This window comes from Brachybacterium sacelli (genome assembly GCF_017876545.1).
Taxonomy (GTDB): Bacteria; Actinomycetota; Actinomycetes; order Actinomycetales; family Dermabacteraceae; genus Brachybacterium; species Brachybacterium sacelli.
The window spans coordinates 3,031,402-3,055,234 of the sequence record NZ_JAGIOD010000001.1 but is presented as its reverse complement, the minus strand read 5'-3'; the positions used below and the strand labels follow the sequence as shown (position 1 = coordinate 3,055,234).

General features: G+C 70.8%; 16 protein-coding genes. 8 read left to right on the top strand and 8 right to left on the bottom strand.

What is annotated here, in order from left to right:
- Positions 1-163 precede the first annotated feature (163 nt).
- From JOF43_RS13770 to JOF43_RS13755, 4 genes are all read right to left on the bottom strand, one after another.
- Complete coding sequence (locus tag JOF43_RS13770) at positions 164-364, bottom strand: helix-turn-helix domain-containing protein (protein WP_209902863.1); 201 nt, start codon at positions 362-364, stop codon at positions 164-166.
- A gap of 119 nt (positions 365-483) precedes the next feature.
- Positions 484-1,728: a tyrosine-type recombinase/integrase gene (locus tag JOF43_RS13765; protein WP_209902861.1), complete on the bottom strand. Its 1,245-nt coding sequence runs from the start codon at positions 1,726-1,728 to the stop codon at positions 484-486.
- A gap of 245 nt (positions 1,729-1,973) precedes the next feature.
- Positions 1,974-3,005: an NAD(P)-dependent alcohol dehydrogenase gene (locus tag JOF43_RS13760; protein ID WP_209902859.1), complete on the bottom strand. Its 1,032-nt coding sequence runs from the start codon at positions 3,003-3,005 to the stop codon at positions 1,974-1,976.
- Positions 3,006-3,205: 200 nt separating this feature from the next.
- Positions 3,206-4,870, bottom strand: a complete 1,665-nt coding sequence (locus JOF43_RS13755) for an HNH endonuclease signature motif containing protein (RefSeq protein ID WP_209902857.1) — start codon at positions 4,868-4,870, stop codon at positions 3,206-3,208.
- A 979-nt stretch (positions 4,871-5,849) separates the two neighbouring features.
- On the opposite strand from JOF43_RS13755, the gene JOF43_RS13750 reads away from it, so the two are divergent.
- Genes JOF43_RS13750 through JOF43_RS13740 form a run of 3 tightly spaced genes read left to right on the top strand, consistent with a single transcriptional unit; the run spans position 5,850 to position 11,887 of the window.
- On the top strand, positions 5,850-6,701 hold the full coding sequence (locus JOF43_RS13750; protein ID WP_245354110.1) for a hypothetical protein: 852 nt from the start codon (positions 5,850-5,852) through the stop codon (positions 6,699-6,701).
- Positions 6,701-8,449: a DNA polymerase Y family protein gene (locus tag JOF43_RS13745; RefSeq protein ID WP_209902855.1), complete on the top strand. Its 1,749-nt coding sequence runs from the start codon at positions 6,701-6,703 to the stop codon at positions 8,447-8,449. Before JOF43_RS13750 ends, JOF43_RS13745 begins: the two co-directional genes overlap by 1 nt.
- 12 nt (positions 8,450-8,461) lie before the next feature.
- A complete protein-coding gene (locus tag JOF43_RS13740) occupies positions 8,462-11,887 on the top strand; it encodes an error-prone DNA polymerase (protein ID WP_209902854.1) in 3,426 nt (1,141 codons plus the stop codon).
- Position 11,888: 1 nt separating this feature from the next.
- On the opposite strand, the gene JOF43_RS13735 is transcribed toward JOF43_RS13740, so the two are convergent.
- Together JOF43_RS13735 and JOF43_RS13730 are read right to left on the bottom strand one after the other, a co-directional pair.
- Positions 11,889-14,693 carry a YhgE/Pip domain-containing protein gene (locus JOF43_RS13735; RefSeq protein WP_209902852.1) on the bottom strand — a complete coding sequence of 935 codons (2,805 nt, stop codon included), beginning with the start codon at positions 14,691-14,693 and terminating at the stop codon, positions 11,889-11,891.
- Positions 14,690-17,455 (bottom strand): MMPL family transporter, encoded by a 2,766-nt coding sequence (locus tag JOF43_RS13730; RefSeq protein WP_209902850.1) that lies wholly within the window; start codon positions 17,453-17,455, stop codon positions 14,690-14,692. The genes JOF43_RS13735 and JOF43_RS13730 overlap by 4 nt, the downstream gene beginning before the upstream one ends.
- Positions 17,456-17,610: 155 nt before the next feature.
- Between JOF43_RS13730 and JOF43_RS13725 the strand changes: the two genes are divergently transcribed.
- The 4 genes from JOF43_RS13725 (at position 17,611) to JOF43_RS13710 (ending at position 21,585) form a co-directional block, all read left to right on the top strand.
- Entirely contained in the window at positions 17,611-18,282 is a 672-nt protein-coding gene (locus tag JOF43_RS13725) for a TetR/AcrR family transcriptional regulator (protein ID WP_209902848.1), read from the top strand.
- Between the two features lie 145 nt (positions 18,283-18,427).
- On the top strand, positions 18,428-19,234 hold the full coding sequence (locus JOF43_RS13720) for a GH25 family lysozyme (RefSeq protein WP_209902846.1): 807 nt from the start codon (positions 18,428-18,430) through the stop codon (positions 19,232-19,234).
- 77 nt (positions 19,235-19,311) lie between these two features.
- Positions 19,312-20,079, top strand: a complete 768-nt coding sequence (locus JOF43_RS13715; RefSeq protein ID WP_209902845.1) for a queuosine precursor transporter — start codon at positions 19,312-19,314, stop codon at positions 20,077-20,079.
- A gap of 114 nt (positions 20,080-20,193) precedes the next feature.
- Positions 20,194-21,585, top strand: a complete 1,392-nt coding sequence (locus tag JOF43_RS13710) for a multidrug effflux MFS transporter (RefSeq protein ID WP_342592183.1) — start codon at positions 20,194-20,196, stop codon at positions 21,583-21,585.
- A gap of 81 nt (positions 21,586-21,666) precedes the next feature.
- Here the strand turns inward: JOF43_RS13710 and JOF43_RS13705 are convergent, their stop codons facing one another.
- Positions 21,667-22,239: a maltokinase N-terminal cap-like domain-containing protein gene (locus JOF43_RS13705; protein ID WP_209902843.1), complete on the bottom strand. Its 573-nt coding sequence runs from the start codon at positions 22,237-22,239 to the stop codon at positions 21,667-21,669.
- A 72-nt stretch (positions 22,240-22,311) separates the two neighbouring features.
- Positions 22,312-22,932, bottom strand: coding sequence for an HAD-IA family hydrolase (locus JOF43_RS13700; RefSeq protein WP_209902841.1), 621 nt, complete (start codon positions 22,930-22,932; stop codon positions 22,312-22,314).
- Positions 22,933-22,994: 62 nt separating this feature from the next.
- Between JOF43_RS13700 and JOF43_RS13695 the strand changes: the two genes are divergently transcribed.
- Positions 22,995-23,798, top strand: a complete 804-nt coding sequence (locus JOF43_RS13695) for a TSUP family transporter (RefSeq protein WP_209902839.1) — start codon at positions 22,995-22,997, stop codon at positions 23,796-23,798.
- The last annotated feature ends 35 nt before the right edge of the window (positions 23,799-23,833 follow it).

Sequence of the window (23,833 nt, the reverse complement as noted above, 5' to 3'; positions counted from 1 at the left end):
TACGAGGAAGAGAGCGTGCGTACTGCACGGTCACGTCCGTCGGAGGCCAATCTCCAGTCTTCGTCGTCGTCGAAGTACTGACCGCCTCCATTTGTGCAGAGCTTCGGCTCACGTAACTGTACTTCGCGAACGACTCCAGAAGCGTTCGCTTGACGGTGGAGTGCTACTGCTCCTCGTGACGCTCAAGCCATTCGTCGAGGGCTTGGCGGCGGATCACACGACGTCGCCCTCCCTCGTGGGGCTTGACGCTCGGGAGGTAGTCGAAAGGGTCTGTCGTCCGCATCAGCGCGTAGACGGTAGTTCGGCTCATGCGCAGGAACTCGGCTGCTTCGTTGATGGAGTAGACCTGCTGAGGCTCCAGCATCAGGACAGCCCCGGGGGAGGGATCGTTAGTCTTCGATGGCGTCGACATGTTCGATGCAGTGGGCGAGTGATCGCGCTCGTGGGACGCCCAGCGTCGTCAGCGTTGACCACCGTGGGCCGTCATCTCTGGAAGAACCCACTTGCTACCCGGTCGGCGGCGGAGCGTGCATCGATGGACGACGGGTGGATGTATCCGCGCGTGGATCGTTCCTCTGCATGGCCGACCATCGTTTCGATGATGCTGGAGTGGGTGTTCGTGCGCATCAGCTCGGTGACGAACGTGTGTCGCATCTCGTGCGTGTTCCAACTCCGCCCCGAAGGGTGCTTGGTCTCGGCGCGCTGGAGTACCTGCTTCCAGAGAACATCGAGACTGTGTTGACCCATGGGACCGCCGATAGCCGTGAGTAGGACAAATCGCGGAACACCGTCCCAGCTTGACGGTCGATCAGCCGCTTGCATCTTCAGTAGATGCTCGGCCAGTTCGTCCACGATGGGCACCTCTCGTCGCCCGCGGGCCGTTTTAACAGGCCCCAGCACAAGAGAACTTCGGGGGATAACCTCATACCCGAGATGCGTCGGCGCCGCGACCCACCGTTTCGGGCATGACCGTGGCGTCCTGCCACAGGTGTCATCGCAGCCGTGCGACCACCCGAACCTGGTGAGCTGCCGGTCGATGACGAGGACTCCGCGGTCTAGATCGATCCTATCCCAGGTGAGTCCTGACATCTCGCCGCGTCGAAGGCCTGCCAAGAATCCGAGAAGGACGATGGCGCGCGCATCGTGCGACTCGCGCTTGGAAGCCTCGAAGATTCTGCCCACCGTGTCTATCGGTATGGCGATCCGGTCATTAGTCGGTACCGGTGGTCCTTGCACGATCAAGGCCGCTGGCGGTATCTCCAGTCCTTCCAGCACGGCAGCTTTCAGCATCGCCTTCAGCCGGTCGTGCAGACGCAGGACGCTCGAAGGGGAGAGTCCCTTCTTCGCTCCGAACTCATGGACGCGTCGGAAGTCAGCGGGACGCAGCTTGGCCAGTTTCACTTCGCCGATGGCCTCGACGACGTAGCCGATGGCCCAGTTGACGTTCTTCGTCGTGCTGTTGCGATTCCGCAGGGCGTGCTCGGCAAGGTAGGTCTTTGACCATCCCGCGACGGTTGTCGGATCGCCAGGTGCCTTGCCGCCCGCGACTTCGCGCATCTTCGAGCGCATGCGCGAGCGCGCCTGTTGCTCGGTGTCGGCGACCACCGTGAGTCGGCGACGTTTGCCGCTCCTCGTGTGCCCGGCGGGGAAGGAGCCGATCCACTTCCCGTCGGCGCGCTGGTAGATGGAGCCGGTCCCATACTCCCGGCGTTGTGCGCTCGTCGACATGTGTCCGCCTCCCTCGCAGATGGCTATCCGGACGTCTCCAGTCGGGCATCTGGATGGCCATTGGGATAGCCATCGTGGCACACATCCGGGCATCCGGACGCACTTATCCACACAACTGGAGGCACTGCGGGGAGGCCCTATTTCGCGGCCGGAGCACGGGGCGGACGGGGTGTGCGAACAGCTCGGAGAGCCCTTCTGGGACCCGTCAGGTCGCCACCGTATGGCCGCCCCGAACTGCTCGCTTTTTACAGTGTGATCTGCAGCTTCACGTCCGTCGGGCGCCCCTCGAGGAAGCGCTCGAAGGCCTGGACGGAGTTGTCGAAGGTGAAGGTCTCCGAGACGAAGCGGGAGAGGTCGACGGCGTCGCTCGCGGCGAGGTCGATGGCCTTCTGGTAGACGTTCGCGTAGCGGAAGACGGTCTCCAGGGAGACGCCGCGGCTCTGCGCGGTGGCGATGTCGAACGGCACCGGCTCGATGGGCATGCCGACCAACACGATCCGGCCACCCGGTGCCGGGGTCGACCAGAGACTCTTGTAGGCGGGGGTCGCACCGGAGGCCTCGAAGACCACCTGGGGGCCCCAGCCGTCGGTCTCGGAGCGGACCCGCTCACCCAGGTCCTCCTGGGTCGCGTCCACGGGGATGATCCCCTCCAGTCCGTCCAGCAGGGCGAGCTTCTCGGGCTGAACGTCGCTGATGTAGACGCGGCTGGCACCGCCGGCGCGGGCAGCGAGGGCGGTCATGATGCCGATGGTGCCGGAGCCGACGATGGCTGCGACGTCACCGGGCTTGATGCCGGCCTTGGTGGCGGCGAACATGCCGACGGAGAAGGGCTCGATGAGGGCGCCCTCGGCGAAGCTGAGGTTCTCGGGAAGCTTGAAGGTGTAGGAGGCGGGGTGGATGACCTCGTCGGTGAGGCAGCCGTGGACGGGCGGCGTGGCCCAGAACTGCACTGCGGGGTCCACGTTGTAGTGGCCTTCCTTCACGGCGCGGGAGGCGGGGTCCGGGACGCCCGGCTCCATGGCGACACGGTCTCCGGGGGCGAGGTGGGAGACGCCCTCACCGATCTCGACCACCGTGCCCGCGCCCTCGTGGCCGAGGACCATCGGCGCCTCGACGACGAACGGGCCGATCTTCCCGTCAGTCCAGTAGTGCACGTCGGAAGCGCAGATCCCGACGGTGTGCATCGCGACGCGGACCTCACCAGGACCGGGGGTGCTGACCGGCTCGACCTCCTCGATCGCCATTCGGTTCTTCTCCTGCAGCACCAGTGCGCGCATGGGTCTCCCTTTCGAAGCGGTATGTCCGGAGCCTCATGATCGCAGGTGCGGGAGGCGTGGCAGCCGGGCGTCCCGAGACGTGAGTCGATTCAGAGATTCGGAGCTCTTAGCCCGTGCTCGTCCGTGGGACCGTCGGGTCATGGTGTGACGGCGGGGGTCACCGACCGAGGCAGGCGTGAACTCGGCCGGGCCGTCAGGCTCTAGAAGGGTGGGGGTTGGTCGTAGTTGTGTCGGGGTGGTGGGGTGTCGTCGCGGGGGTGCTGGCTAGGGCGGTTGCGGTGGGTGAATCGTTGGTGTTCGCGGTGGCGTTGTTCGAGGACGCGGTCGCGTTTCGGGCGGGCTGCTTCGGTCTCGCGGAGGCGGAGGGCGTCGTCGTGGGCGTGTTGGTGAGTGCTCCAGGCCGCGTCGAGGGCTTGGGCGAGGTGCGGGGTCAGCAGGTCGACGTTCTCTCGGGTGGTGGCGTGGATGTCACCATCGATGCTCCACCAGGTCACGGTTGGTTCGACCACCGCCGGGGTAGCGGTGCCGGTCGGTGGGGGCGGGGTTCCGGTAGCGGGGTCGGGGTTGTTCTCCGACGAGCCGGCCGCGGCCTCGGCCGTGGTCTCTGCCCCGGGGGTGGCTTCGGTGTCGGGGCGTTGGGGGTCGATGTGGCCGGCGGTTTTGATTTTGTGGTGTAGCCAGCACAGTCGGTGCAGGTTTGCCAGGTCGGTCGGGCCGCCGGTGGTGGGGTTGTGGTGGTTGAACTCTTCGATGTGGTCGTCCTCTGCGGCCAGGACGGTGGGGCGGGTGCAGCCGGGTGCGGCGCAGACGGGGTGGCGCAGGCGGAGTTGGAGCCGCATCTGCGCGGAGGGGGTGTAGGTGCCGGCGGTCACGGGGAGGTAGGCACCGGTGGTGGGGTCGGTCAGGATCCGCTGCCACGTCACCTCCCCGGCCGCCAATGCTCTGGCTTGGTCGGCGGGGATCGGGGTCAGCCCCTCGATCAGGCCGGGTGCGTTCTCGAGTCCGAGGAGGGTCATGGCCGGGACGGTCACCAGCATCCGGTACGGGCTCGCCGGTGCCGGGACAGGGTCGGTGTCCAGGAGGGTGTGGGTGAGGATCGCGTAGTGCAGGGCTGTCAGCGACAGGGGGCGGCCGCGGTCGCGGACGGTCTGATCGAGGTCGAAGGGAATCTCGGCGTGATCGTCGCCGAGGGCGGCGCGTTGGGCTTTCTGCACGGTGCGGGCGGAGATATCCAGGCGGTGGGCGAGGGTTTTGATCTCGGGGATGGGCCCGGTGACCGAGAGGGTGGCCAGCCCGCAGGTGGGGTCGGCGATCTCCAGATCCACTCGTCGCTGCGTCCGCGGTGGGACGGGCAGGGTCCCGGCGGTGATGCGGACGATCAGGGTTTTGAGGTGGGTTTCGAATTTGTGGCGGGAGATCGAGGCGAGGTCCCATCCGGCGACGTGTTCGTCGACAGCCCGGACCTGTTGATCGGTCAGGGAACGGATGTGGCGCAGGAGGTAGTGGTGGAACCCTTCGGGCATCACCCCGGTCGTGAGGGCCTGGAACGTGGCCGGGAGGAGGTCGACGGACCGGTGGGCATCGCGCAGGAGGCGTTCGGCCTGGTTCGTCGTCACCCGCAGTCCGGTGGCGATCTTCATCGCGGAGATGTCGGCCTCGTCGATCAACCCGTCGGTCGCGGGGTCGTGGGTGAAAAACGCGACCAACAGTTCCTGCTGGCGAGCGTAGAGCAGACCTCGTTCACGCATCGTCTCGTGCAACGCGAGGACCCGCTCGGCCTGGTCACTACCGGGGCTGGTATCGGCTTTGGCGAGGATCCGCTGCGGAGTCAGCGGGGCCTGGGCCAGCACCGGCCAAGCCCGCACCCCCGGCACCTCCCCACCCGCGCCACTGCCCGCGGAGCTGACCGTGGGGGAGGGGCCGGCCTGTTTCTGCCTGGCCAACGGGCCGAACGCACTCCCCGAGACACCGGAGCCACCGGGACCGTCAGATGGGCCGGGCGAGCTGGCGGACGTGGTGGCAGCGTCACCGGGCAGCCCCTGGCCGGAGGGTGAGGTGGCGGGCTGGTCGCCGCCATCGGCGCGGGACCGGCCCTGCGGGCTGCGGCCCGGGGCGCTGCTGGACTCCAGCTCGTCTCCCACCACAAATCCCCTCCATCCCACGAATCACGCCAGCCGCGATGCCGACGAAATCACCAGCATCAGTGCCAGCGTGTTCCTTCCATTCTAGAACATCGAACACGCCCACAAAAGACCTCAACACCAATCAACCGAAAATGTGGATAACTACCTTGTGTGGAGGAAAGATGAGCCCGGAGCCCGGAGCCCGGAGCCCGGAGCCTGTCGTTCCGTGCGGGTTGGGGTGAGACGTGGAGGCGTGCTCTCGGGCGGAGCCGGCGATCATCGCGAGTGCGGAGGTGCAGTGGCGCGCAATGCCTCACGCACACCGTGACATGCGCCGCGCTAGACGCCGCAACCTGCACATTGTGGATAGGCGCCCGCTGGGGAGGAAAGGTGCCTCGCCCGTTTTGCGCCGAGTCAATTGTGGATACGCACCATCTGGGGAGGACAAATGAACTTGTCGAGCGCGCTGTCCGGAACATCCTGTGACACACAATCCTTTCCGAACGGCACGCTCGATCAGCCACCCGACACCGACATCCGACACCTCTTCGCACCCCACTCCACCCCGCTAGTCATCGACTGTCACACCCCTGCCACAGACTCCGTACGTACGTTCGAACCTGCGACCTGCACGGCTTGACTCCCGACATGCGAGGCGTAGAGTTCGAACAGTTGTTCGAGTACGTGCTGTGCTCCCGCGGGTCGGGGACGGAGGTGGACCATGAGCATGCCTCTGCAGCTGGCGGCTGCCGAGACGGAGGATCGAGACGACCGTCTGGCCCGGGCCCGCGCCGCCCTCGGCGCGGCTGAACGCAGCGCTGCCCGCTGGGGTGGACGGATCGACCGCACCGCCCTGCGGGGAGGCTCCCTGCGACCGGTGGAGTCCGGGCCCGACTCCGCCCCCGACCTCGAGCCCGAGGACGGCTTGGGCACCCGACTCCCGGTACCGGGCCCGCTGTCCTCGCTGTTCCCCCGCGGCAGCCTGCGCGAAGGGAGCTCCGTGGCGATCGAGGGCGCCGCGAGCACCTCACTGCTGCTGTCCCTCGCCGTCGCCGCGGCGGGGGAGGACTCCTGGTGTGCGGTCGCCGGCATGCCCGACCTCGGTCTGCGCTCCGCCCTCGATGCGGGGCTGGACCCCTGCCGCCTCGCCCTCGCTCCTACGCATGGGGAACAGCGTCCGCAGGTGCTCTCCGCCCTCGCCGACGGGGTCGGGGTGCTCGTGCTCGGCCCGGACCTCGACCTGACCCCCGCGCTGTGGCGCAGCCTGCTGAGCCGGGCACGCACCGCCGACACCCTGGTCCTCGCGGCCGCACCTCCCGGACGCGCCGATATCGCCCTGCGCTCCACGACGCACGCCTGGACCGGGTTGGGGACGGGCTCAGGGCGGCTGCGCCGGCGCCGTCTCGCGGTCACCTCCAGCGGTCGCGGGATCGCCGGGCATCGGGAGGTCGAGGTGCTGCTGCCGCAGGCGAGCGGCATGATCGCGCAGGCTCCGCAGGAGCGCACGAGCTCCGCGGAGACCACCGCCCCCGCCGGGATCCGTCTCCTGCAGTCGGTGCCGAGGGCCGGATGATGAGCACCACCGCCCGTGCCGCCCCGCGCGCTTCCACCCTCGCCACCACGTCCGCCGCCACCCGCACGGTCGCCGTCACCGTCCCGGACTGGCCGCTCGTGGCCGCGCTGGACAGGCACCAGCGCCGTCTGTCCGAAGAGGCCCCCGGCGAGGACCCGGCCGTCGATCCGGCCGTCGACCCCGTGCTCCTGCTCGACCAGCACCGCGTCACCCACGCGAGCGCCGCAGCCCGGGAGACCGGGGCACTGCCGGGGATGACGCGCCGCGCCGCCCGTACCGCCTGCCCCGAGGCGCTCGTGCTGGAGGCCGACCGGGAGCACGAGTCGGCCCTGTTCGAGCTGGTCGCCGCCGCGGTCGACACGATCGCCGCGGGAGTCGACGTGCTGCGCCCCGGGGTGCTGCTGATGTCGGCCCGCGGACCCGCCCGCCATCAGGGCGGCGAGGAGGCCCTGGCCGAGCGCCTCCTCGACGCCGTCGCCGAGCTCACCGGCTGGGACGCCGCCGTGGGGATCGCCGACGGACCCTTCGCCGCGCTGCTCGCCTCCCCTCCGGGACGGGTCGTCCGCCCCGGTCGCAGCGCCGACTACCTCGCCCCGCACCCGATCACCTCCTTGCGCAGCGCTCCCGTCGGCCCCGGCTGGGGGCATCGCGGGCAGCCCTCGGCGACCCGCCCCGAGCGTCGGCTGGACCTCGCCGAGACGGTCGACCTGCTGCAGCGTCTGGGCATCACCACCCTGGGAGATCTCGCCACCCTGCCGTCGTCCGCGGTCGCCGACCGCTTCGGCCCCGACATCGCCACGCTGCACCTGCTGGCCCGCGGCGAGGAGCCGGCCCCGCCCGCGGCCCACCACCCCACCCAGCCGATCCTGGCCGAGACCACGCTGGAGACCCCGCTGGTGCGCACCGACCAGGCGGCCTTCATCGCCCGCCCGCTGGCCGAACAGCTGCACGCGATGCTCCTCGAGCGCGGGCTGGTGTGCACCCGGCTGCGGATCGTGGCCCGCACCGAGGGCGGCGAGGAGATGGAGCGCACCTGGCGGCACGACGGGGCGCTGAGCGTGGCCGACGTCGTCGACCGCATCCGCTGGCAGTGCGACGGCTGGATCACCCGTGCGAAGCTCGGCGGCCCCACGACCGGCGCGATCACCCGGATCGGCCTGCACCCGCTGCAGCTCGCGCCGGCGGGGGAGGGTGCCCCTGCCCTGTGGGGCAGCGCCGGGGAGGCCGCCGTGCGGGCCTCGCGCGCCTTCGCCCGCGCGCAGGGCCTGGCGGGGGAGGACGCCGTGCAGGTCCCCGCCCTCGTCGGCGGACGCCTGCTCGCCGACGAGGTGACGCTGGTTCCCTGGCGCAGCGAGAAGCCCGCCCGACGGGAGGGCCCCTGGCCGGGGTCCCTGCCGCGCCCCGTGCCCGCCACGGTGTTCCGCGAGCTGCCGCCGGTGGTCCTCGAGGACGCCGCGGGCGGGCCCGTCGTCGTCACCGCCCGCGGCCTGCTCAGCGCCTCGCCCGCGCGCCTCCTGGTCACCGCGCCCGGCACCCCGGCGCTGCAGCGCCTCGGCCTGCGGGCCGGTTCCGCGCATCCGGTGCTCGCCCACGGCGCCCCCACCGTGATCGACGAGCGCTGGTGGACGCCCGGCGGCACCCGCTCCGCCCGTCTGCAGCTGGTGGTGCGCTCCGCGGGCGCCGAGGAGCTCGCCGTGCTGGCGCTGTCACGGACGGGGAGCTGGATGCTCGAGGGACTCTATGACTAGGAGGAGAGTCTGATGGCCGGCTGGTTCCTGGGCCCACCCGCGTGGAAGGACCTCGAGGCGATCCTCTCGGACCGTCCCGCCGAGGTCGTCGCCCCACCGATCGTCGTCGAGCACACCGGCAAGGCCACCGATGACGCGTACCGGCCCGAACACGTCGTCGACTACGCCGAGCTGCACGCCCACTCGCACTTCAGCTTCCTCGACGGCGCCTCGAGCCCCGAGGACATGGCCGAGCAGGCCGCCCGGCTGGGCCTGGGCGCGGTCACCCTGGTCGACCACGACGGGCTGTCCGGGGCGGTGCGCTTCGCCCGGGCCGCGGCGGAGCAGGGCGTGGCCACCGTCTTCGGGGCCGAGCTCACCCTGGGTCTCGAGCCCGGGGCCGAGAGCGCGTCCACCACCCCGGTGACCTCCGCGCCCCGCACCGGCACCCCCGATCCCACGGGGGAGCACCTCCTGGTGTTGGTGCGCGACACGGCCGGGTACCGGCAGCTGTCGGCCGCGATCGCCCGCGCCCATCTCGACAGCGGCGAGAAGGCCCTGCCGCGCTACCGGCTCGCCGAGCTGACCCGTCTCGCCCGTGACGGGCACTGGCAGATCCTCACCGGCTGCCGCAAGGGGGCCGTCACCCGCGCCTTCGCCCCGCACCTGGAGGCGGGTGACCTGGAGGCGGCCGCCCATGCCGCGGCCGAAGCCATCGCCCGCCTGCTGGAGCTGTTCGGGGCCGGGAACGTCGCGGTCGAGCTGGTCGCGGGCGGCGGGGGAGAGGCCGACGAGCTCCACGACGCCCTCGCCCAGGGCGCCCGCCTGGTCCGCGAGTCCCACGGGCTGGACATGGTCTCCCTGCCGCTGGTGGCGACCACCAACGCGCACTACGCGAGGCCGGCCGACAAGCGCCTGGCGGACACCCATGCCGCCCTCCGTGCGGGAGTGCCGCTCGTCGAGGCCGACCCCTACCTGTCCTCCCGCCCCGCCCATCTGCGCAGCGGGGAGGAGATGGCCCAGCTGCTGCCGCGATACCCGGGGGCGATCGCGGCGGCGGCGCGGCTGGGCCGGGACTGCGCCGTCGACCTGCGCCTGCTGGCCCCGGACCTGCCGCCGTTCCCGGTGCCGGCCGGGCACGACGAGGCCAGCTGGCTGGTGGAGCTGGTGGAGATCGAGGGCCGGGAGCGCTACGGCCCCAGGCCCACCCCTGAACGCCCGGAGCGGTTCCCGGGGGCGTGGGCGCAGATCGACCACGAGCTGCAGGTCATCACCGATCTGCACTTCCCCGGCTACTTCCTCATCGTCCACGAGATCGTCGACTTCTGCGCCGGGGAGGGGATCCTCGCCCAGGGGCGCGGCTCGGCCGCCAACAGCGCGGTCTGCTACGCGCTGGGCATCACGGCGGTCGAGCCCGTCGGCCATCAGCTGCTGTTCGAGCGGTTCCTGGCCCCGGAGCGCGACGGCCCGCCGGACATCGACATCGACATCGCCTCCGACCGTCGCGAGGAGGTCATCCAGCACGTCTATGAGCGCTACGGGCGGGAGAACGCCGCGCAGGTCGCCAACGTCATCACCTACCGGGCGAAGCTCGCGGTGCGCGACGCGGCGCGGGCGCTGGGCTACGACACCGGTGCGCAGGACGCCTTCTCGAAGCGGATCGAGCGCTCCTTCTCCTCCCTGGCGGACGCGGACGTCCCCGATGACGTGGTCGATCTCGCGCGGCGGCTGCGCGATGCCCCTCGGCATCTCGGCATCCACTCCGGCGGCATGGTGCTGTGCGACCGTCCGGTGATCGAGGTGTGCCCCGTGCAGTGGGCGGCGATGGCGGACCGCAGCGTGCTGCAGTGGGACAAGGACGACTGCGCCGATGCGGGGCTGGTGAAGTTCGACCTGCTGGGGCTGGGGATGCTCACCGCGCTGGACCACGCGCTGCGGATCGTCGCCGAGCACCACGGACAGCATTTCGAGCTGCGGACCCTGCCGCAGGAGGACGTGGCCGTCTACGACATGCTGTGCGCGGGGGACAGCGTCGGCGTGTTCCAGGTGGAGTCGCGCGCGCAGATCTCCACCCTGCCGCGCCTGAGGCCGCGTGAGTTCTACGACCTGGTGGTGGAGGTCGCGCTGATCCGGCCGGGCCCCATCCAGGGCGGGTCCGTGCACCCGTACATCCGGCGCCGCGCCGGCGAGGAGGAGGTCACCTACCTCCACCCGCGGCTGGAGAAGTCCCTGGCCCGCACCCTGGGGATCCCGCTGTTCCAGGAGCAGCTGATGCAGATGGTGGTCGATGTCGCGGACTTCAGCCCTGCGCAGGCTGATCAGCTGCGCCGGGCGATGGGCTCCAAGCGCTCCACCCAGAAGATGCTCGAGCTCTCCGACGCACTGTTCGAGGGGATGGCGCACCACGGCATCACCGGCGAGGACGCCGAGGCGGTCCACCGCAAGCTGCTGGCCTTCGCCAACTACGGCTTCCCCGAGTCCCACGCCTACTCCTTCGCCTACCTCGTGTACGCGAGCTCGTACCTGAAGTGCCACTACCCGGCGGCCTTCACCGCGGCGCTGCTGCGCAGCCAGCCGATGGGCTTCTACTCGCCGCAGTCGCTGGTCGCGGATGCTCGTCGGCACGGGGTGCTCACCCGCGGGCCCGACGTGCTGATCAGCCGCGCCCGCACCGATCTGGAGACGGATGCGGAGCATCAGGGGTACCGGGTGGATCCGCCGCACGAGCAGGTGCGAGGGGAGGTGGCCGAGGGCGGGCCGGCGATCCGGCTGGGCCTGGATCAGGTGCGCACGATCAGCACCGACACCGCCGAGGAGATCGTCGCCGAGCGGGGGCGCGGCGGCCCCTTCGCCTCGGTCCCGGATCTGGCCCGACGGGTGCGGCTGACCGCCCGGCAGCTCGAGGCGTTGGCCACCGCCGGGGCGCTCGACGCGCTGGCCTCCTCACGGCGACAGGCGCTGTGGGCGGCGGGTGCCGCCGCCCAGGAGTCCCCGGGCACGCTGCCGCATCTCGCGGTGGGGGCGCAGGCGCCGATGCTGCCGGGGATGAGCGACGCCGAGATCGCGACCGCGGACTCCTGGGCCACCGGCATCACCCTGGACGAGCACCCGATGGTGCTGGTGCGCGAGGAGCTAAGGGCCGACGGGGTGCTCACGATCGCCGGCACTCGCGAGGCCGAGGACTCCAGCCGGATCCGGGTGGGCGGGGTGATCACCCATCGTCAGCGCCCGGCCACCGCCGGGAACGTCACCTTCCTGAGCCTCGAGGACGAGACCGGGATCCTCAACGTGGTGTGCTCGCAGGGGTTCTGGGTGCGCCACCGCGCGCTGCTGCGCACCGCCCGCGCGATCGTGCTGCGCGGCCTGGTGGAGAACCGCAGCGGAGCGGTCAACCTGGTCGCCGACGACGTGGCGGCCCTGGACCTGGCCGGCGCCGGCAGGTCCAGGGACTTCCAGTGAGTCAGGCCGTCGAGGCCGCCGCCCCGATCGGCACCCGGTCGGAGCGGTCCGCGCGGCGGGCCGTGCGGGAGGCCGCCAGCGTCACCAGCAGCGAGACCGCGGCCCAGGCGAGGATCGCCAGCAGCGTGCTCGAGGTCGACACCAGGGAACCGCCGAGGGCGGCATGCACGAGCCCCTGGGTGACGATCGGCAGCGGCAGCAGCGCGCTGATCGACTGCAGCAGCGGGGGAGCGGTGGTCAGTGGCACGATGCCCACCAACGTCACCACCTGCAGCGCCATCACCAGGATCGAGACGATGCGGCCGATGCGATCGCCCAGCAGCGTCATCAGCGTCTGGTGGAGGGCCGCGAACATACCGGCCCCGGCGAGGGCCACCACCCCCACCGTCACCGGGGAGACGGGGGAGATGCCGACGGCGGTGAGCACGGCCAGCACCGCGACGGTCTGCACCACCGCGACCAGCAGCGCGGGCGCCAGCGAGCGCAGCACGACCCGGCCCATCGGCACCGCCCGGTCCAGCAGGCGGCGGGACAGGGCCGGCAGCAGCAGGAAGCTGGCGAAGGCGCCCAGCCACAGCGCGAGGGCCGTGACGAAGGGGAAGGTCGCGGTCGTCGCGCCGTCGGCCTCGTTCTGGCGCTCGACGTCGGTGTTCACCGGGTTCGCGGCCATCTCGCTCATCCGGGCGCGCTCGGACTCGGTGTAGCTGGGCACGCCCTCGGCTCCCTCGCGCAGACCGGAGGCGAGGTCGTCGCTGCCCGCGGAGAGCTCCGAGGTGCCGTCGGCGAGGTCCTCGGTGCCGGAGGCCAGCTCGTCGGTGCCGGAGGCCAGGTCGTCGCTGCCGTCGGCCAGCTGGTCCGCCCCATGACCCAGCTCGGTGGCGCCGTCGGCCAGCTGGGAGCTGCCGTCGGCGAGGGTGCCGGCACCGTCGGCCGAGGAGCGGGTGCCCGCGGCCAGGTCGTCGAGGCCGCTGGCGAGATCCCCGGCACCGTCGGCGCTCGCCCGGGAGCCCTCGGCGAGCTGGTCAGCGCCCACCGCGAGGTCGTCGACGCCGTCGGAGTACTGCTGCAGGCCGTCGCGCAGCCCGGTGACCCCGGTGACCAGGTCCCCGGCGCCGTCGGCGCTGTCGCGCGCCCCGGTCGCGAGCTGCTCGGCCGATGCGGTCAGACCGGGGTTCTGCTCGGTGCCGTCGCCGGCGAAGGCGGTCTCGAGGCCCTGGGCGTAGGTGACGACGCCCTCTGTGCCCTGGACCAGACCGGGCTCCTGATCGGTGCCGTTGATCCCGTCGGCGAGCTGCTGGAGCTGGGGGCCGAGGGGGAGCAGCTCGGAGGAGCCGTCCGCGATGTCCTGGGTACCGTCGACCAGGCCCGGATTCTCCGCGGTGCCGTCCCCGTTCAGGCCTGTCTCGACCCCCTGGGCGTACTTGAGCATGTCCTCGGCCTGCGCCTGCAGAGCCAGTGCATTCGTGTCCTTGGGATTCTCTTCGAGGAGAGCCTCAGCGCTGGCCTGCATCTGCTCGGCCAGAGCGACCATCCCCGGGTCCTGTTCGGTGCCATCGCCCTCCACGCCGGCCGACAGGGCGGCCGCCCCGTCCGCGACGTCCTGGGCGCCTTCCGGCAGGCCCGGCTCCTGTTCGGTGCCGCTGATGCCGTCGGCCAGCTGCTGCGCACCCTCGCCGAGCTCGGCGGTGCCGTCAGCCACACCCTCGGCGGTGGTCACCAGGCCCGGGTGCTCGGCGGTGCCGTCGCCGGTCACGGCGGTGCCCGCCTCGGAGACCCCGTCGGAGTACTGCTCGAGGCCGGTGGCAAGCTGATCGGCGCCCCCGACCAGACCCGGGTTCTCGGCGGTGCCGTCGCCCTCGACCCCGGCGGCCAGCTGGTTCGCGCCGTCGAGCAGCCCGGGCTCGGACTCCGTCCCGGTCATCCCCGTCTGCAGGCTCCCGATCCCGGCGGCGAGGTCCTCGGAGCCGGTCGCGAGGTCATCGAGCCCCGTGGCGAGGTCCTCACCGCCGCCGGCCGCGCCGTCGGTGCCCGCGGCGAGATCGTCGAGGCCGTCGGCGAGCTGCTGGGAGCCGTCGGCGGTCTGCCCGGCGCCGTCGGCGAGGCTCCACACGCCGCCGGAGAACTCCTTCGTCCCCTCGGCGGCCCGGGCGGAGCCGTCGGCGAGCTCCTGGCTGCCCGCGGCGAGATCCTGGGTGCCGTCGTCGAGCTCGGCGGTGCCGTCGGCGAGCTGCTCCGCACCGTCGGCCGCGTCGGAGAATCCGTCCTTCAGGTCGTTGAAGCCCAGGTAGAGGCCGTCGAGGTATTGCTCGGCCATCTGCCCGCCCATGGTGGAGGCCGAGGCCTCCGCCACCGCGGAGCCGACCAGCGAATTGATCTGCCCGCTGGCGTCGTTGGTGGTGACCTCGAGGATCGCCGGGACGGCGTCAGTGGTGCCGATGGTGGTGAGCTTCGCGGAGAAGTCCTCGGGGACCACCACGACCGCGGAGTAGGAGCCGTCCTTCAGTCCCTGCTGGGCATCGTCCTTCGAGGTCAGCTGCCAGTCGAAGCCGGTCGTCTCGGGGGAGTCGGCGCTCTCGACGGTGCCGGGCTGGGTGAGGGAGCCGGCCAGCAGCCGGCCGAGGGGCACGGTCTGGGACTCGCCGTCGGCGTCGGTGACCTCGGCGCCCTCGTCGAGGTTGACGACGGCCGCGGGCGCGCTGTCGAGACGGTCCACGCGCCCGCTGAGCGCCCACAGTCCCAGCCCCGCCACCAGCAGCGGCAGCAGGAGGACCACGATCAGCGTGCGCGGATGCTTCAGGCGGGTCATAGGTGAGCTCCTTCGGGGGCGGAGGCGGTGGAGCGCTGGACGGCGAGCGCGAGCAGCCGACGGGGGTCGCGCAGCGTGCCCTGGAGATGGCGCTCGGCCTCGGTGGCGCCCGCCGAACGGGAGCCCACCACGAGGGTGGCTCCCGTCGCCAGCAGGGCGTCGAGGCGCTCGATCAGGGTGTCGTCGGAGGTCGTGGCGCCATGGACGAGATCCTCGAGCCGTTCGACGACGATGACGGCGGTGCCGAGGTGGCGACCGGGGATCTCACGCAGCCGCGCGGGGACATCGGTCCCGGCCGGCAGCCAGTGCGCGCGACCCTGGATGGCCGCGAGATCGTCGGGGGCGAGCCGGTCGTGGACGGCGAGCAGGCCGCTGACGGGCTCGAGGCGGCCTCCGGCCAGGGCCAGGAAGGCGGCGCGGGCGGCGTCATCGGCCGAGCGCACCACCAGCAGGGTGCCCGGAGCGATCGCCCCGGGCAGCGGGCCGATCCTGCCCTTCTCACCGATCAGCGGGACGACCAGGTCCTGCAGGCGCAGGGCGTGGGCACCGTGCTCCTGGGTCCAGTGGCGATGTTCGAGGACGGCGTGCAGGCCCTCGCCCTCGACGTCGACCTTCGGGAGGATCCGGTCCAGCCAGCGCGGCAGCCACCAGGCGTGCCGGCCGAGCAGGGCGAGCACGGCGGGGACCAGGGTCATGCGCACCACGAAGGCATCGACCAGCACGCCGACGGCCAGGCCCACCGCGATCGGCTGCAGCATGAACCAGCCGGAGGTCACGAAGCCGGCGAACACGGAGACCATGATCAGGGCGGCGGCAATCACCACCGGGGCGCTCGCGGTGAAGCCCCTCTCGATGGAGGCGCGGGCGTCCCCGGTGTGGGTGAACTCCTCGCGCATCCGCGAGACCAGGAAGACCTCGTAGTCCATGGCCAGGCCGAAGAGCACCCCCATCACCATGATCGGCATGAAGGCGACCACCGGCCCGTTGACGGACACGGACAGCGGCGCGTTGAACCAGCCGTACTCGAACACCATCGCGGTGACGCCGAAGGCAGCGACGACGGAGAGCAGGTAGCCGAGCGAGGCCTTCAGCGGCACCCAGATCGAGCGGAAGACCATCGCGAGCAGGATCAGGGAGAGGCCGACGACGAAGATCGCGAAGGGCACCAGCGCGTCGGAGAGCTTGTCGGTGACATCGATGCCGACGGCGGTGGCCCCGGTGACGGTGACGTCGGAGATCGAGTACTCGTCCTCCCAGGATCCGGCGTGGGCGCGCAGCTCGTGGACCAGGTCCTTGGTGGACTTGGCCGTCGGTCCGCCCTCGGGGATCACGGCGACCACGGCCAGGTCGGCGCCGCGGTTGGGGGTGGCGAGCTGGATCTCCTTGACGTTCTCGAGCCCGGAGATGTCCGACTCGAGGTCCTCGACCACGCCGAGAGGGTCGGTGGTGTTGATGATGTCGGCGGTGATCAGCAGGGGACCGTTGTAGCCGGGGCCGAACTCGTCGGCCACGAGATCGTAGGTGTCCCGCGCCGAGGTCCCGGGCTGCTCGGTGCCGAGGTCCGGCAGGGCCAGTTCGAGGTCCTTGATGGGGATCGCGAGGGCCCCGACGCCGAGGACCACCAGCAGGATGGTCACGGCCGGGACCTTCGTGACCAGACGGACCCAGCCGGTGCCGAAGGGCCGGCGTCGGGACCGCGAGGGATCCTCCGCGGGCAGCACCCCGTCGTTCTCCTCCATCAGACGGCGGATCTTCCGCGGGCGCAGGCGCTCTCCGAGGATGCCCATGATGGCGGGCAGCATCGTCAGCGCGACCACCACCGACAGGGCGACGGTCGCCGCGGCGGCGACGCCCATGATGGTCAGGAACGGGATGCCCGTGACGAACAGGCCGACGAGGGCGACGATGACGGTGAGGCCGGCGAAGATGACGGCGCTGCCGGAGGTGGCGATCGCCCGGCCGACGGACTCGTGCACGTCCTCGCCGGCGGTGAGCTGGTCACGGTGCCGCGAGAGGATGAACAAGGCGTAGTCGATGCCCACCGCGAGGCCGAGCATCGCGCCGAGCGCCGTGGTCACCGAGGGGATCTCGACCCCGGCGGCCAGCGCCATGACGGCGAGCATGGACACGCCCACGCCCACGATCGCGGTGACGATCGGGATGATCGCCGGCACCAGGGAGCGGAACACGATGGCGAGGATGATCAGGGCGATGACGATGCCGACGACCTCGCCGGCGCCGAAGGGGACCTCGGAGCTCTGGAGGACCTGGCCTCCGATGTTGGCGTCCAGCGTCGGGGTGTCGGCGGTCTCGACCAGCTCCTCGAGCTGGTCGACGGACTCCTCGGGATAGCTGCCCTGCTGCCCGTCCATCTGGAACTGGGCGATGATCGCGGTGTCGTCGTCGGTGCGGGTGCCCGGCGAGGTGTCGTCGAAGGGGGAGGGGGCGGCCGCGACACCGTCCACCTCCGCGATGCGGTCCATGAGGTCGTCGATCTCGCCCTGGTGCTCCTCGACGGAGGAGCCGTCCTGGGTCACCAGCACGACCTGCCCGGAGGTTCCTCCCATCTCGGGGAACCGGTTGGCGAGCTCATCGATGCCGCGCTGGGCCTCGGTCCCCGGGATCTCGATGTCGGAGGAGAAGGTGCCGCCGAGAGCGACGGCGACGCCGCCGATCCCGATCAGCAGGACCATCCACACCGCGACGATCTTCCAGCGCAGCGAGGCCATGAGCAGGCCGAGACGGTACAGGGACGAGGACACAGGACCTCCAGAGCGATGCACTCCTGCATCCAAGACGTGGTCGAATTCGATACAGGAGTGTATCGATGTCATACTGTGGAGTCACGCAGGGTCGGCGACTCGAGGACGAGGAGTTCTGAGACCTTGACCACTCCCTGACCCACCCTCGAGGAACCATGACCGAACTGTTCGAGCCGCTGCCCGATTCCGCGGACACCCGGCGCAAGGAGAACACCCGCACCAAGCTGGTGCGGGCCTCGCTGGACGTCTTCGTCGAGAAGGGCATCGACGGCGCGACCGTGGACGACCTGGTGCGGGCCGCCGGATTCACCCGCGGCGCCTTCTACTCGAACTTCTCGACGAAGGAGGAGGTCTTCGCCGCACTGTTCGCCTCCGTCACCGAGGAGATGATCGAGATCGCGAACACCTCCGTCGACGAGGCGATCGAGACCGCGCGCACCCAGGGCGGGGTGCCGTGCAGCCTCTCCGACGTCGACGACGCGGCCCTCATGGTCGCCGTGTTCGAAGGGATCCGCCCGTACGGGCGCCAGTGGTACCTGCTCTACTCGGACGCCATCGCACGCTCCCTGCGCGACCAGGAGATGCGTGCCGAGCTCGCGACGCAGCGCGAACGGCTCCGCGACGAGATCGGCAAGCTCCTCTCCGCCCGGATGGAGGAGAAGGGCGACCACCCCCTGCTGCCACCCGGGGACCTCGCCCAGCTGCTGGTCGGCGTGTTCGTCGATCTGATGGTGCGCGAGCAGATGGACGGCCGTGACATCACCGAGCTCGCCGCGACCACGATCCTGGGCACCCTGCGCGCCTTCATCGAGCCCCGCGCCGACTGATTCGACGCCACACCCCTTCCGGTTCGCCCGTTTTGCCCCGACACGCCGCACTTCATGGGCTTGCCAGGGGAGAGGCCGCCATGCGTACGGTGTGCGGGGTGTGGCGTCCGTCGCACTGTGCTTCCCCCTTCCCCAGGAGACACGCATGGCTCCCTATCGCCCCCGCCATCTCACTCCACCTCCCGCTCCCGATTCCGATTCCGATTCCGGCACCTCCCGACGTTCTGTCCTCCGCGGCGGCGTGCTGGGCGCCGCCGCGGTCGGCACCGGTGCCACGGCGCTCGTCGCGCCGGCCGCGAACGCCGCCGGCTTCTCCGGCCAGGACGTCTCGGCCTGGCAGAGCGACATCGACTGGGACGCCCAGGTCTCGCTCGGCTCCCGCTTCGCCTACGTCAAGGCCACCGAGGGCCGCACCTATCGCAGCCCCTCCTTCAGCAAGCAGTACATCGATGCCGGCAATGCCGGTCTGGCACGTGGTGGGTACCACTTCGCCCGCCCCGACTCCGGCGGACCCGAGGAACAGGTCGAGTTCTTCCTCAGCAACGGTGGGGGATGGACCGACGACGGCATCACCCTGCCCGGCATGGTCGACCTCGAGGCCTACTCCGGCCTGCCGCGGGACTACGGGCTGACCCAGCAGGAGATGCGCGACTGGATCTACGGCTTCTCGGCCGCCTATCTCGCCGAGGTCGGTCGTCGCCCGGTCGTCTACACCGGCGTGAACTGGTGGAACGACGTGGTGGGGGACTGGACCCCGGTGAACTCGCCGCTGTTCGTGGCCTCCTACCGCGATGACCCGCCGACGACGCTGCCGGGCCGCTGGTGGGCCTGGGAGCTGTGGCAGTACTCGGACTCCGGGCCCTTCGCCGGCGACTCCGTGCAATGGCACGGCAGCGAGAGCGAGTTCGACAGCTTCGTCAGCGACGTCGACTACAGCGCACGGGGCATCTGAGACCGCTCGAGGATTCCTCACCCGGGCCGGGCGCCCGTCCGCGGACGGGTGCCCGGCCCGCTGTGTACCCTGCCCCGGTGAACACACACCACCGCACCGCGCCGTCCGCCCCTCCCACCCCGTCTGGAGGCCCGGCCGGCGCCGTCTACGCCGACCGGGGCTCCTCGCACTTCGACATCCTCCTCGCCGCCATGGTCACCGTGGTCGTCCTCTCCGGCATCGGAGCCGCCAAGGGCGTCAGCTTCGGCACGGTCCCCGGCACCGGATTCGAGATCCTCACCGACGGCGGCTTCTTCCTCTTCCCCCTCGCCTACGTCCTCGGCGACATCGTGACCGAGCTGTACGGTCCCCGCGTCGCGCGCCGGGCCATCCTCACCTCCTTCGCCGTGAGCATCCTCGCCTCCGTCTGCTACCAGGTGATCATCGCGCTGCCGCCGTTCCCGGACGAGTACGGTCAGGCCAAGCAGGCCGCCCTCGAGCTCGCCCTCGGCCCCGTCTGGATCGTGGTGCTCGCGGGCCTGGCGGGCTTCCTCGCCGGCCAGACCCTGAACTCCTTCGTCGTCAGTCGGATGAAGAGACGGATGGGGGAGCGGGGCCTCATTCCTCGCCTGTTCACCTCGAGCGGGCTCGGTGAGCTCGTGGACACCATCATTTTCTGCTCCATCGCAGCGACCGCGATCGGCATCACGACGCTCACACAGTGGGCGGAGTACACGCTCCTGGGCTTCGTCTACAAGGTAGCGGTGCAGTACGCGATGATCCCGGTGACCTCCGCCGTCATCCGCTGGCTCAAGCGCACCGATCCGACCTACCAGGAGCGCCTGGCGCACGCCGACGCCGGGTGAGGCACGGTATGACCCTTTCGTGAACGGTCACGATCTCCCTAGGATGGGGTGATCGATCCGTGCGAGGTCCTCGTCGACCCGCGCTGCTCGATCAGCACCCCTGAAAGGACCCTCGTGGCTCACGCCGCTCCCGATCCCCGCCGTGACGACGCTCACGACGAGCCCCTGACCTCCACCGGCTCGGTCCCCACCACCTCCGGCGCCATCCCCACCATCACGGGCGCGATCCCGGTGATGGAGGATGTCGCCGACCACGATCTCGCGCAACTGCCCAGCGAGGAGGAGCTGAGCCGTACCCGCGGCAAGGTCACCATCCTGGTGATCGTCGTGCTCACCACGCTCAGCGCCATCGGCCCCCTGGCGACCGACATGTACATCCCGGCCTTCCCCGAGGTGGCCTCCGACCTCGGCACCAGCGCCTCGCGGATGCAGCTGACCATCACGGCGTTCTTCCTGGGCACCGCGAGCGGCCAGGTCGTCGCGGGGCCGCTGTCGGACCGTCTGGGACGGCGCACACCGCTGCTGATCGGGATCGTGCTGTGCCTGCTGGCCTCGATCGGCTGCGCGCTCGCGCCGTCGGTGGAGTTCCTGCTGGTGCTCCGCATCCTGCAGGGGATCGGCGGCGGCTTCGGCATGGTGCTGGGCCGCGCGGTCCTGATCGACATGACCGACGGCCCCGAGCTGTTCCGGCTGATGAACATCATGCAGGGAGTCGGCGGCGTCGCCCCGATCGTCGCGCCGCTGCTGGGCGGCATCATCCTGGTCTTCGGTCAATGGCGCGAGATCTTCCTGGTGATCTCGGCGATGTCGCTGATCTCCCTGATCGGGGTGCTGACGCGCATCCCGGAGTCCCTGCCGCCGTCCCGACGCCACGCCGGGGGATTCCACACCTTCCTGCGGAATTGCCGCACTCTGCTGCGCCGCCGCATATTCGTGGCATACATGCTGGTCAACGCGTTCTCGGCCTTTGCATTGATGGCGTACGTCTCTGCCTCGTCCTTCGTGGTCCAGGAGATGCTCGGGTTCACCTCGAGCGAGTACTCGGTGAGCTTCGCGATCAACTCGATGGGCATGATGGCGCTCTCGCTGCTCTCGGCCCGACTGACCCGCTCGATCCATCCGCGCAAGCTGATCCGGGTGGGACTGATCGTGGTGACGCTGGCGAGCTTCTCGCTGCTGATCGGCAGCCTGTTCCTGGACACCCCGGCGTGGATCGTGCTGCCGGCGTTCTTCTTCACCGTCGCGCCGCAGGGACTGATCTTCGGCAACGGCGGCGCGCTGGCCTCGGACCAGGCGCGCGAGATTGCGGGCACCGGGTCGGCGATGCTGGGGCTGGGCTTCTCGTTCTCGGCCTCGATCGCGGCGCCGCTGGTGGGGATCGCCGGGACGCATTCCTCCCTGCCGATGGCGATCACGATGGTCATCGGCTGCCTGATCTCCGGCGCGTTCTTCGTCGTCGCCGGGCGAGGCAGCGGCACGCCGAACCCGCACACCGGCGCGCACTGACCAGGCCGGCGACAGCACGCCGATAATGTACGTTATGTAAAGTCATCCTGAGAGGGGCCCTCCCCGGCCGCCCCGGAGCGCTCAGTACGCCGCGAGCACGCCGCGTCCGTCGGACCATTCGGCGACCAGGCGCACTGTGCCGTCGAGATCGCCGACGGTGCGGGCGATGGTGAACGGCTCGCCGCCGCTGAGGAGATCGTCGTCGGTCGGCAGGCTCTCGCCCTCGTCGAGCTCGAGGCTCAGGCTCACCGAGTGCGTCCGCGTGTCGACACGGCGATCCTCGGCGTCGTGGATCTCGAGCTCGGCCTGTTCCTGCTGTCCGCACAGCGCGCGTCGGAAGCACTCCAGCGCCACCTCGTCACCGAGGCCGTCGTAGACGAAGCGCTCACCGAGCACCGAGTGCTGCAGGGTCCCGATCAGGGCGTCCTCACCGTCCTCGAGCGGTGCGGGGCGATAGGTCAGCGGCAGGTGGTACACGGTCTCCCCGACCCGCACCAGATGGCACTCGATGCCCACCTCGCCATCCGGGTCGTCGAAGCGGTAGGCGCCGAGCACCTCCAGCTCCCCCGCCTCGCCCCACGGCCTCGACGCCAGCAGACGGTGCAGGATCTCGGGTTTGGTCGGCTCGAGCCGGGCCTGGTAGATGATCGCCATACCTGCACGCTACCCGGGGTGCCCGCTGTGCGTCCTCAGCGACGCAGCGCTCGTACAGCGTCCGCCCCGGCGTCACCCGCGGACCCGGCCGAGCAGCTCGGTCAGGCTGGTGATCCGTTCGGCCTCCCCGGCCTGCAGCGGGATCCCCGGGGTCTCCAGCAGCACGCCGCGCACGCCGGCGGCGTGAGCCGCCTCCACGTCGGCGGGGCGATCGCCGACGGCGAGGCACTCCCCCGGGTCCAGCTCGTGCCGCGACAGCAGCGCCCTGATCATGGTCGGATCGGGCTTGCGCGGGTACCCGTCGGGGGCGCAGACGATGTCGTCCAGGGTGAGACCCAGGTCCTCCAGGAGTGCGGTCGCGCTGGCCCGATCACGATGCGTCGAGACCAGATTGATCCCGCCGGCGTCCCGGACGGCCGCCAGCAGCTCCCGCGCCCCGGCCATCACCGGGGCGGGACGGGTCCTCCACCGTCGCTTCGTGCTCTCGTACGCCGCGCGCAGAGTCTCCTCGGCGAGACCGTGGCGCATGGCGAGAGTCGTGATCGCCTCCGAGCTGGACCGGCGCGTCAGCACCGCGACCTCGTGGAGCAGCTCCTGACCGGGCTGAGGGTCGATCCTCGAGGCCAGAGCGCGGTCGACGTCCGGATAGGTGTCCACGAGGGTGCCGCCGAGGTCCCAGATCAGTGCACGCATCGTGGCAGTCTGACAGGCGGGCCGATTCTGCGGCTCGCTTCCCAGCGGTGTTGACTTATCCCGTGCCCCTGCCTGATCAGCTCCTCGAGCTCTCCGCGCTGACCCTGCTGCTCCTGGTCGGGGCGGCCTTCCTCGCCGGCTGGGTCGATGCCGTCGTCGGCGGCGGCGGCCTGATCCAGCTCCCGGCGCTGCTGACCGCGCTGCCCGCCGACGCCTCGACCGGTTCCGTGCTGGGCACCAACAAGGTCGCCTCGGCGGCGGGGACGGCGATCTCCTCGTGGACCTACGTCCGACGGATCGCCCCGATCGCCGCGACCGCGGGCCCACTGATCGTGTGCGCGCTGCTCGGCAGCGCCGTCGGGGCGGGCCTGGCCTCCTTCATCCCCCGCGACTGGCTCTCCCCCATCGTGCTGCTGGCGCTGATCGCGGTCGGGCTGTACACGCTCCTGCGCCCGGCGATGGGACTCGTGCACCGGCCCCGGCACAGCGGACGCGCACAGGTGCTGCGCGCCGGGGCCATCGGCGGCCTCGTCGGCGTCTACGACGGCGTCCTGGGGCCGGGCACCGGCAGCTTCTTCATCATCGCGATGGTGGCCGTGCTCGGGTACGGCTTCCTCGAGGCCAGTGTCCACGCGAAGCTCGCGAACCTCACCACCAACCTCGGCGCCCTGCTGGTCTTCGGACTGCAGGGCGAGATCTGGTGGCTGCTCGGCGGTCTGATGGCTCTGGCCAACGTGCTCGGCGGATTCCTCGGGGCGCGTCTGGCGATCCGCCTCGGCTCCGGCTTCGTGCGCTGGGTCTTCCTCGTGGTCACCGGCGCCCTGGCGGTCCGTCTCGCGATCGATACCGTGACCCTGTTCACGTGAGGTCCGCTCCCCCGTCGGAATAGTGTCCCGCGCCC

Coding starts and splice junctions, on each gene's coding strand:
- JOF43_RS13725 (WP_209902848.1), top strand. CDS start 17,611: ATGACCGAACTGTTCGAGCCGCTGCCCGATTCCGCGGACACCCGGCGC.
- JOF43_RS13745 (WP_209902855.1), top strand. CDS start 6,701: ATGAGCACCACCGCCCGTGCCGCCCCGCGCGCTTCCACCCTCGCCACC.
- JOF43_RS13735 (WP_209902852.1), bottom strand. CDS start 14,693: ATGACCCGCCTGAAGCATCCGCGCACGCTGATCGTGGTCCTCCTGCTG.
- JOF43_RS13705 (WP_209902843.1), bottom strand. CDS start 22,239: ATGGCGATCATCTACCAGGCCCGGCTCGAGCCGACCAAACCCGAGATC.
- JOF43_RS13740 (WP_209902854.1), top strand. CDS start 8,462: ATGGCCGGCTGGTTCCTGGGCCCACCCGCGTGGAAGGACCTCGAGGCG.
- JOF43_RS13770 (WP_209902863.1), bottom strand. CDS start 364: ATGCTGGAGCCTCAGCAGGTCTACTCCATCAACGAAGCAGCCGAGTTC.
- JOF43_RS13700 (WP_209902841.1), bottom strand. CDS start 22,932: ATGCGTGCACTGATCTGGGACCTCGGCGGCACCCTCGTGGACACCTAT.
- JOF43_RS13760 (WP_209902859.1), bottom strand. CDS start 3,005: ATGCGCGCACTGGTGCTGCAGGAGAAGAACCGAATGGCGATCGAGGAG.
- JOF43_RS13720 (WP_209902846.1), top strand. CDS start 18,428: ATGGCTCCCTATCGCCCCCGCCATCTCACTCCACCTCCCGCTCCCGAT.
- JOF43_RS13765 (WP_209902861.1), bottom strand. CDS start 1,728: ATGTCGACGAGCGCACAACGCCGGGAGTATGGGACCGGCTCCATCTAC.
- JOF43_RS13750 (WP_245354110.1), top strand. CDS start 5,850: ATGAGCATGCCTCTGCAGCTGGCGGCTGCCGAGACGGAGGATCGAGAC.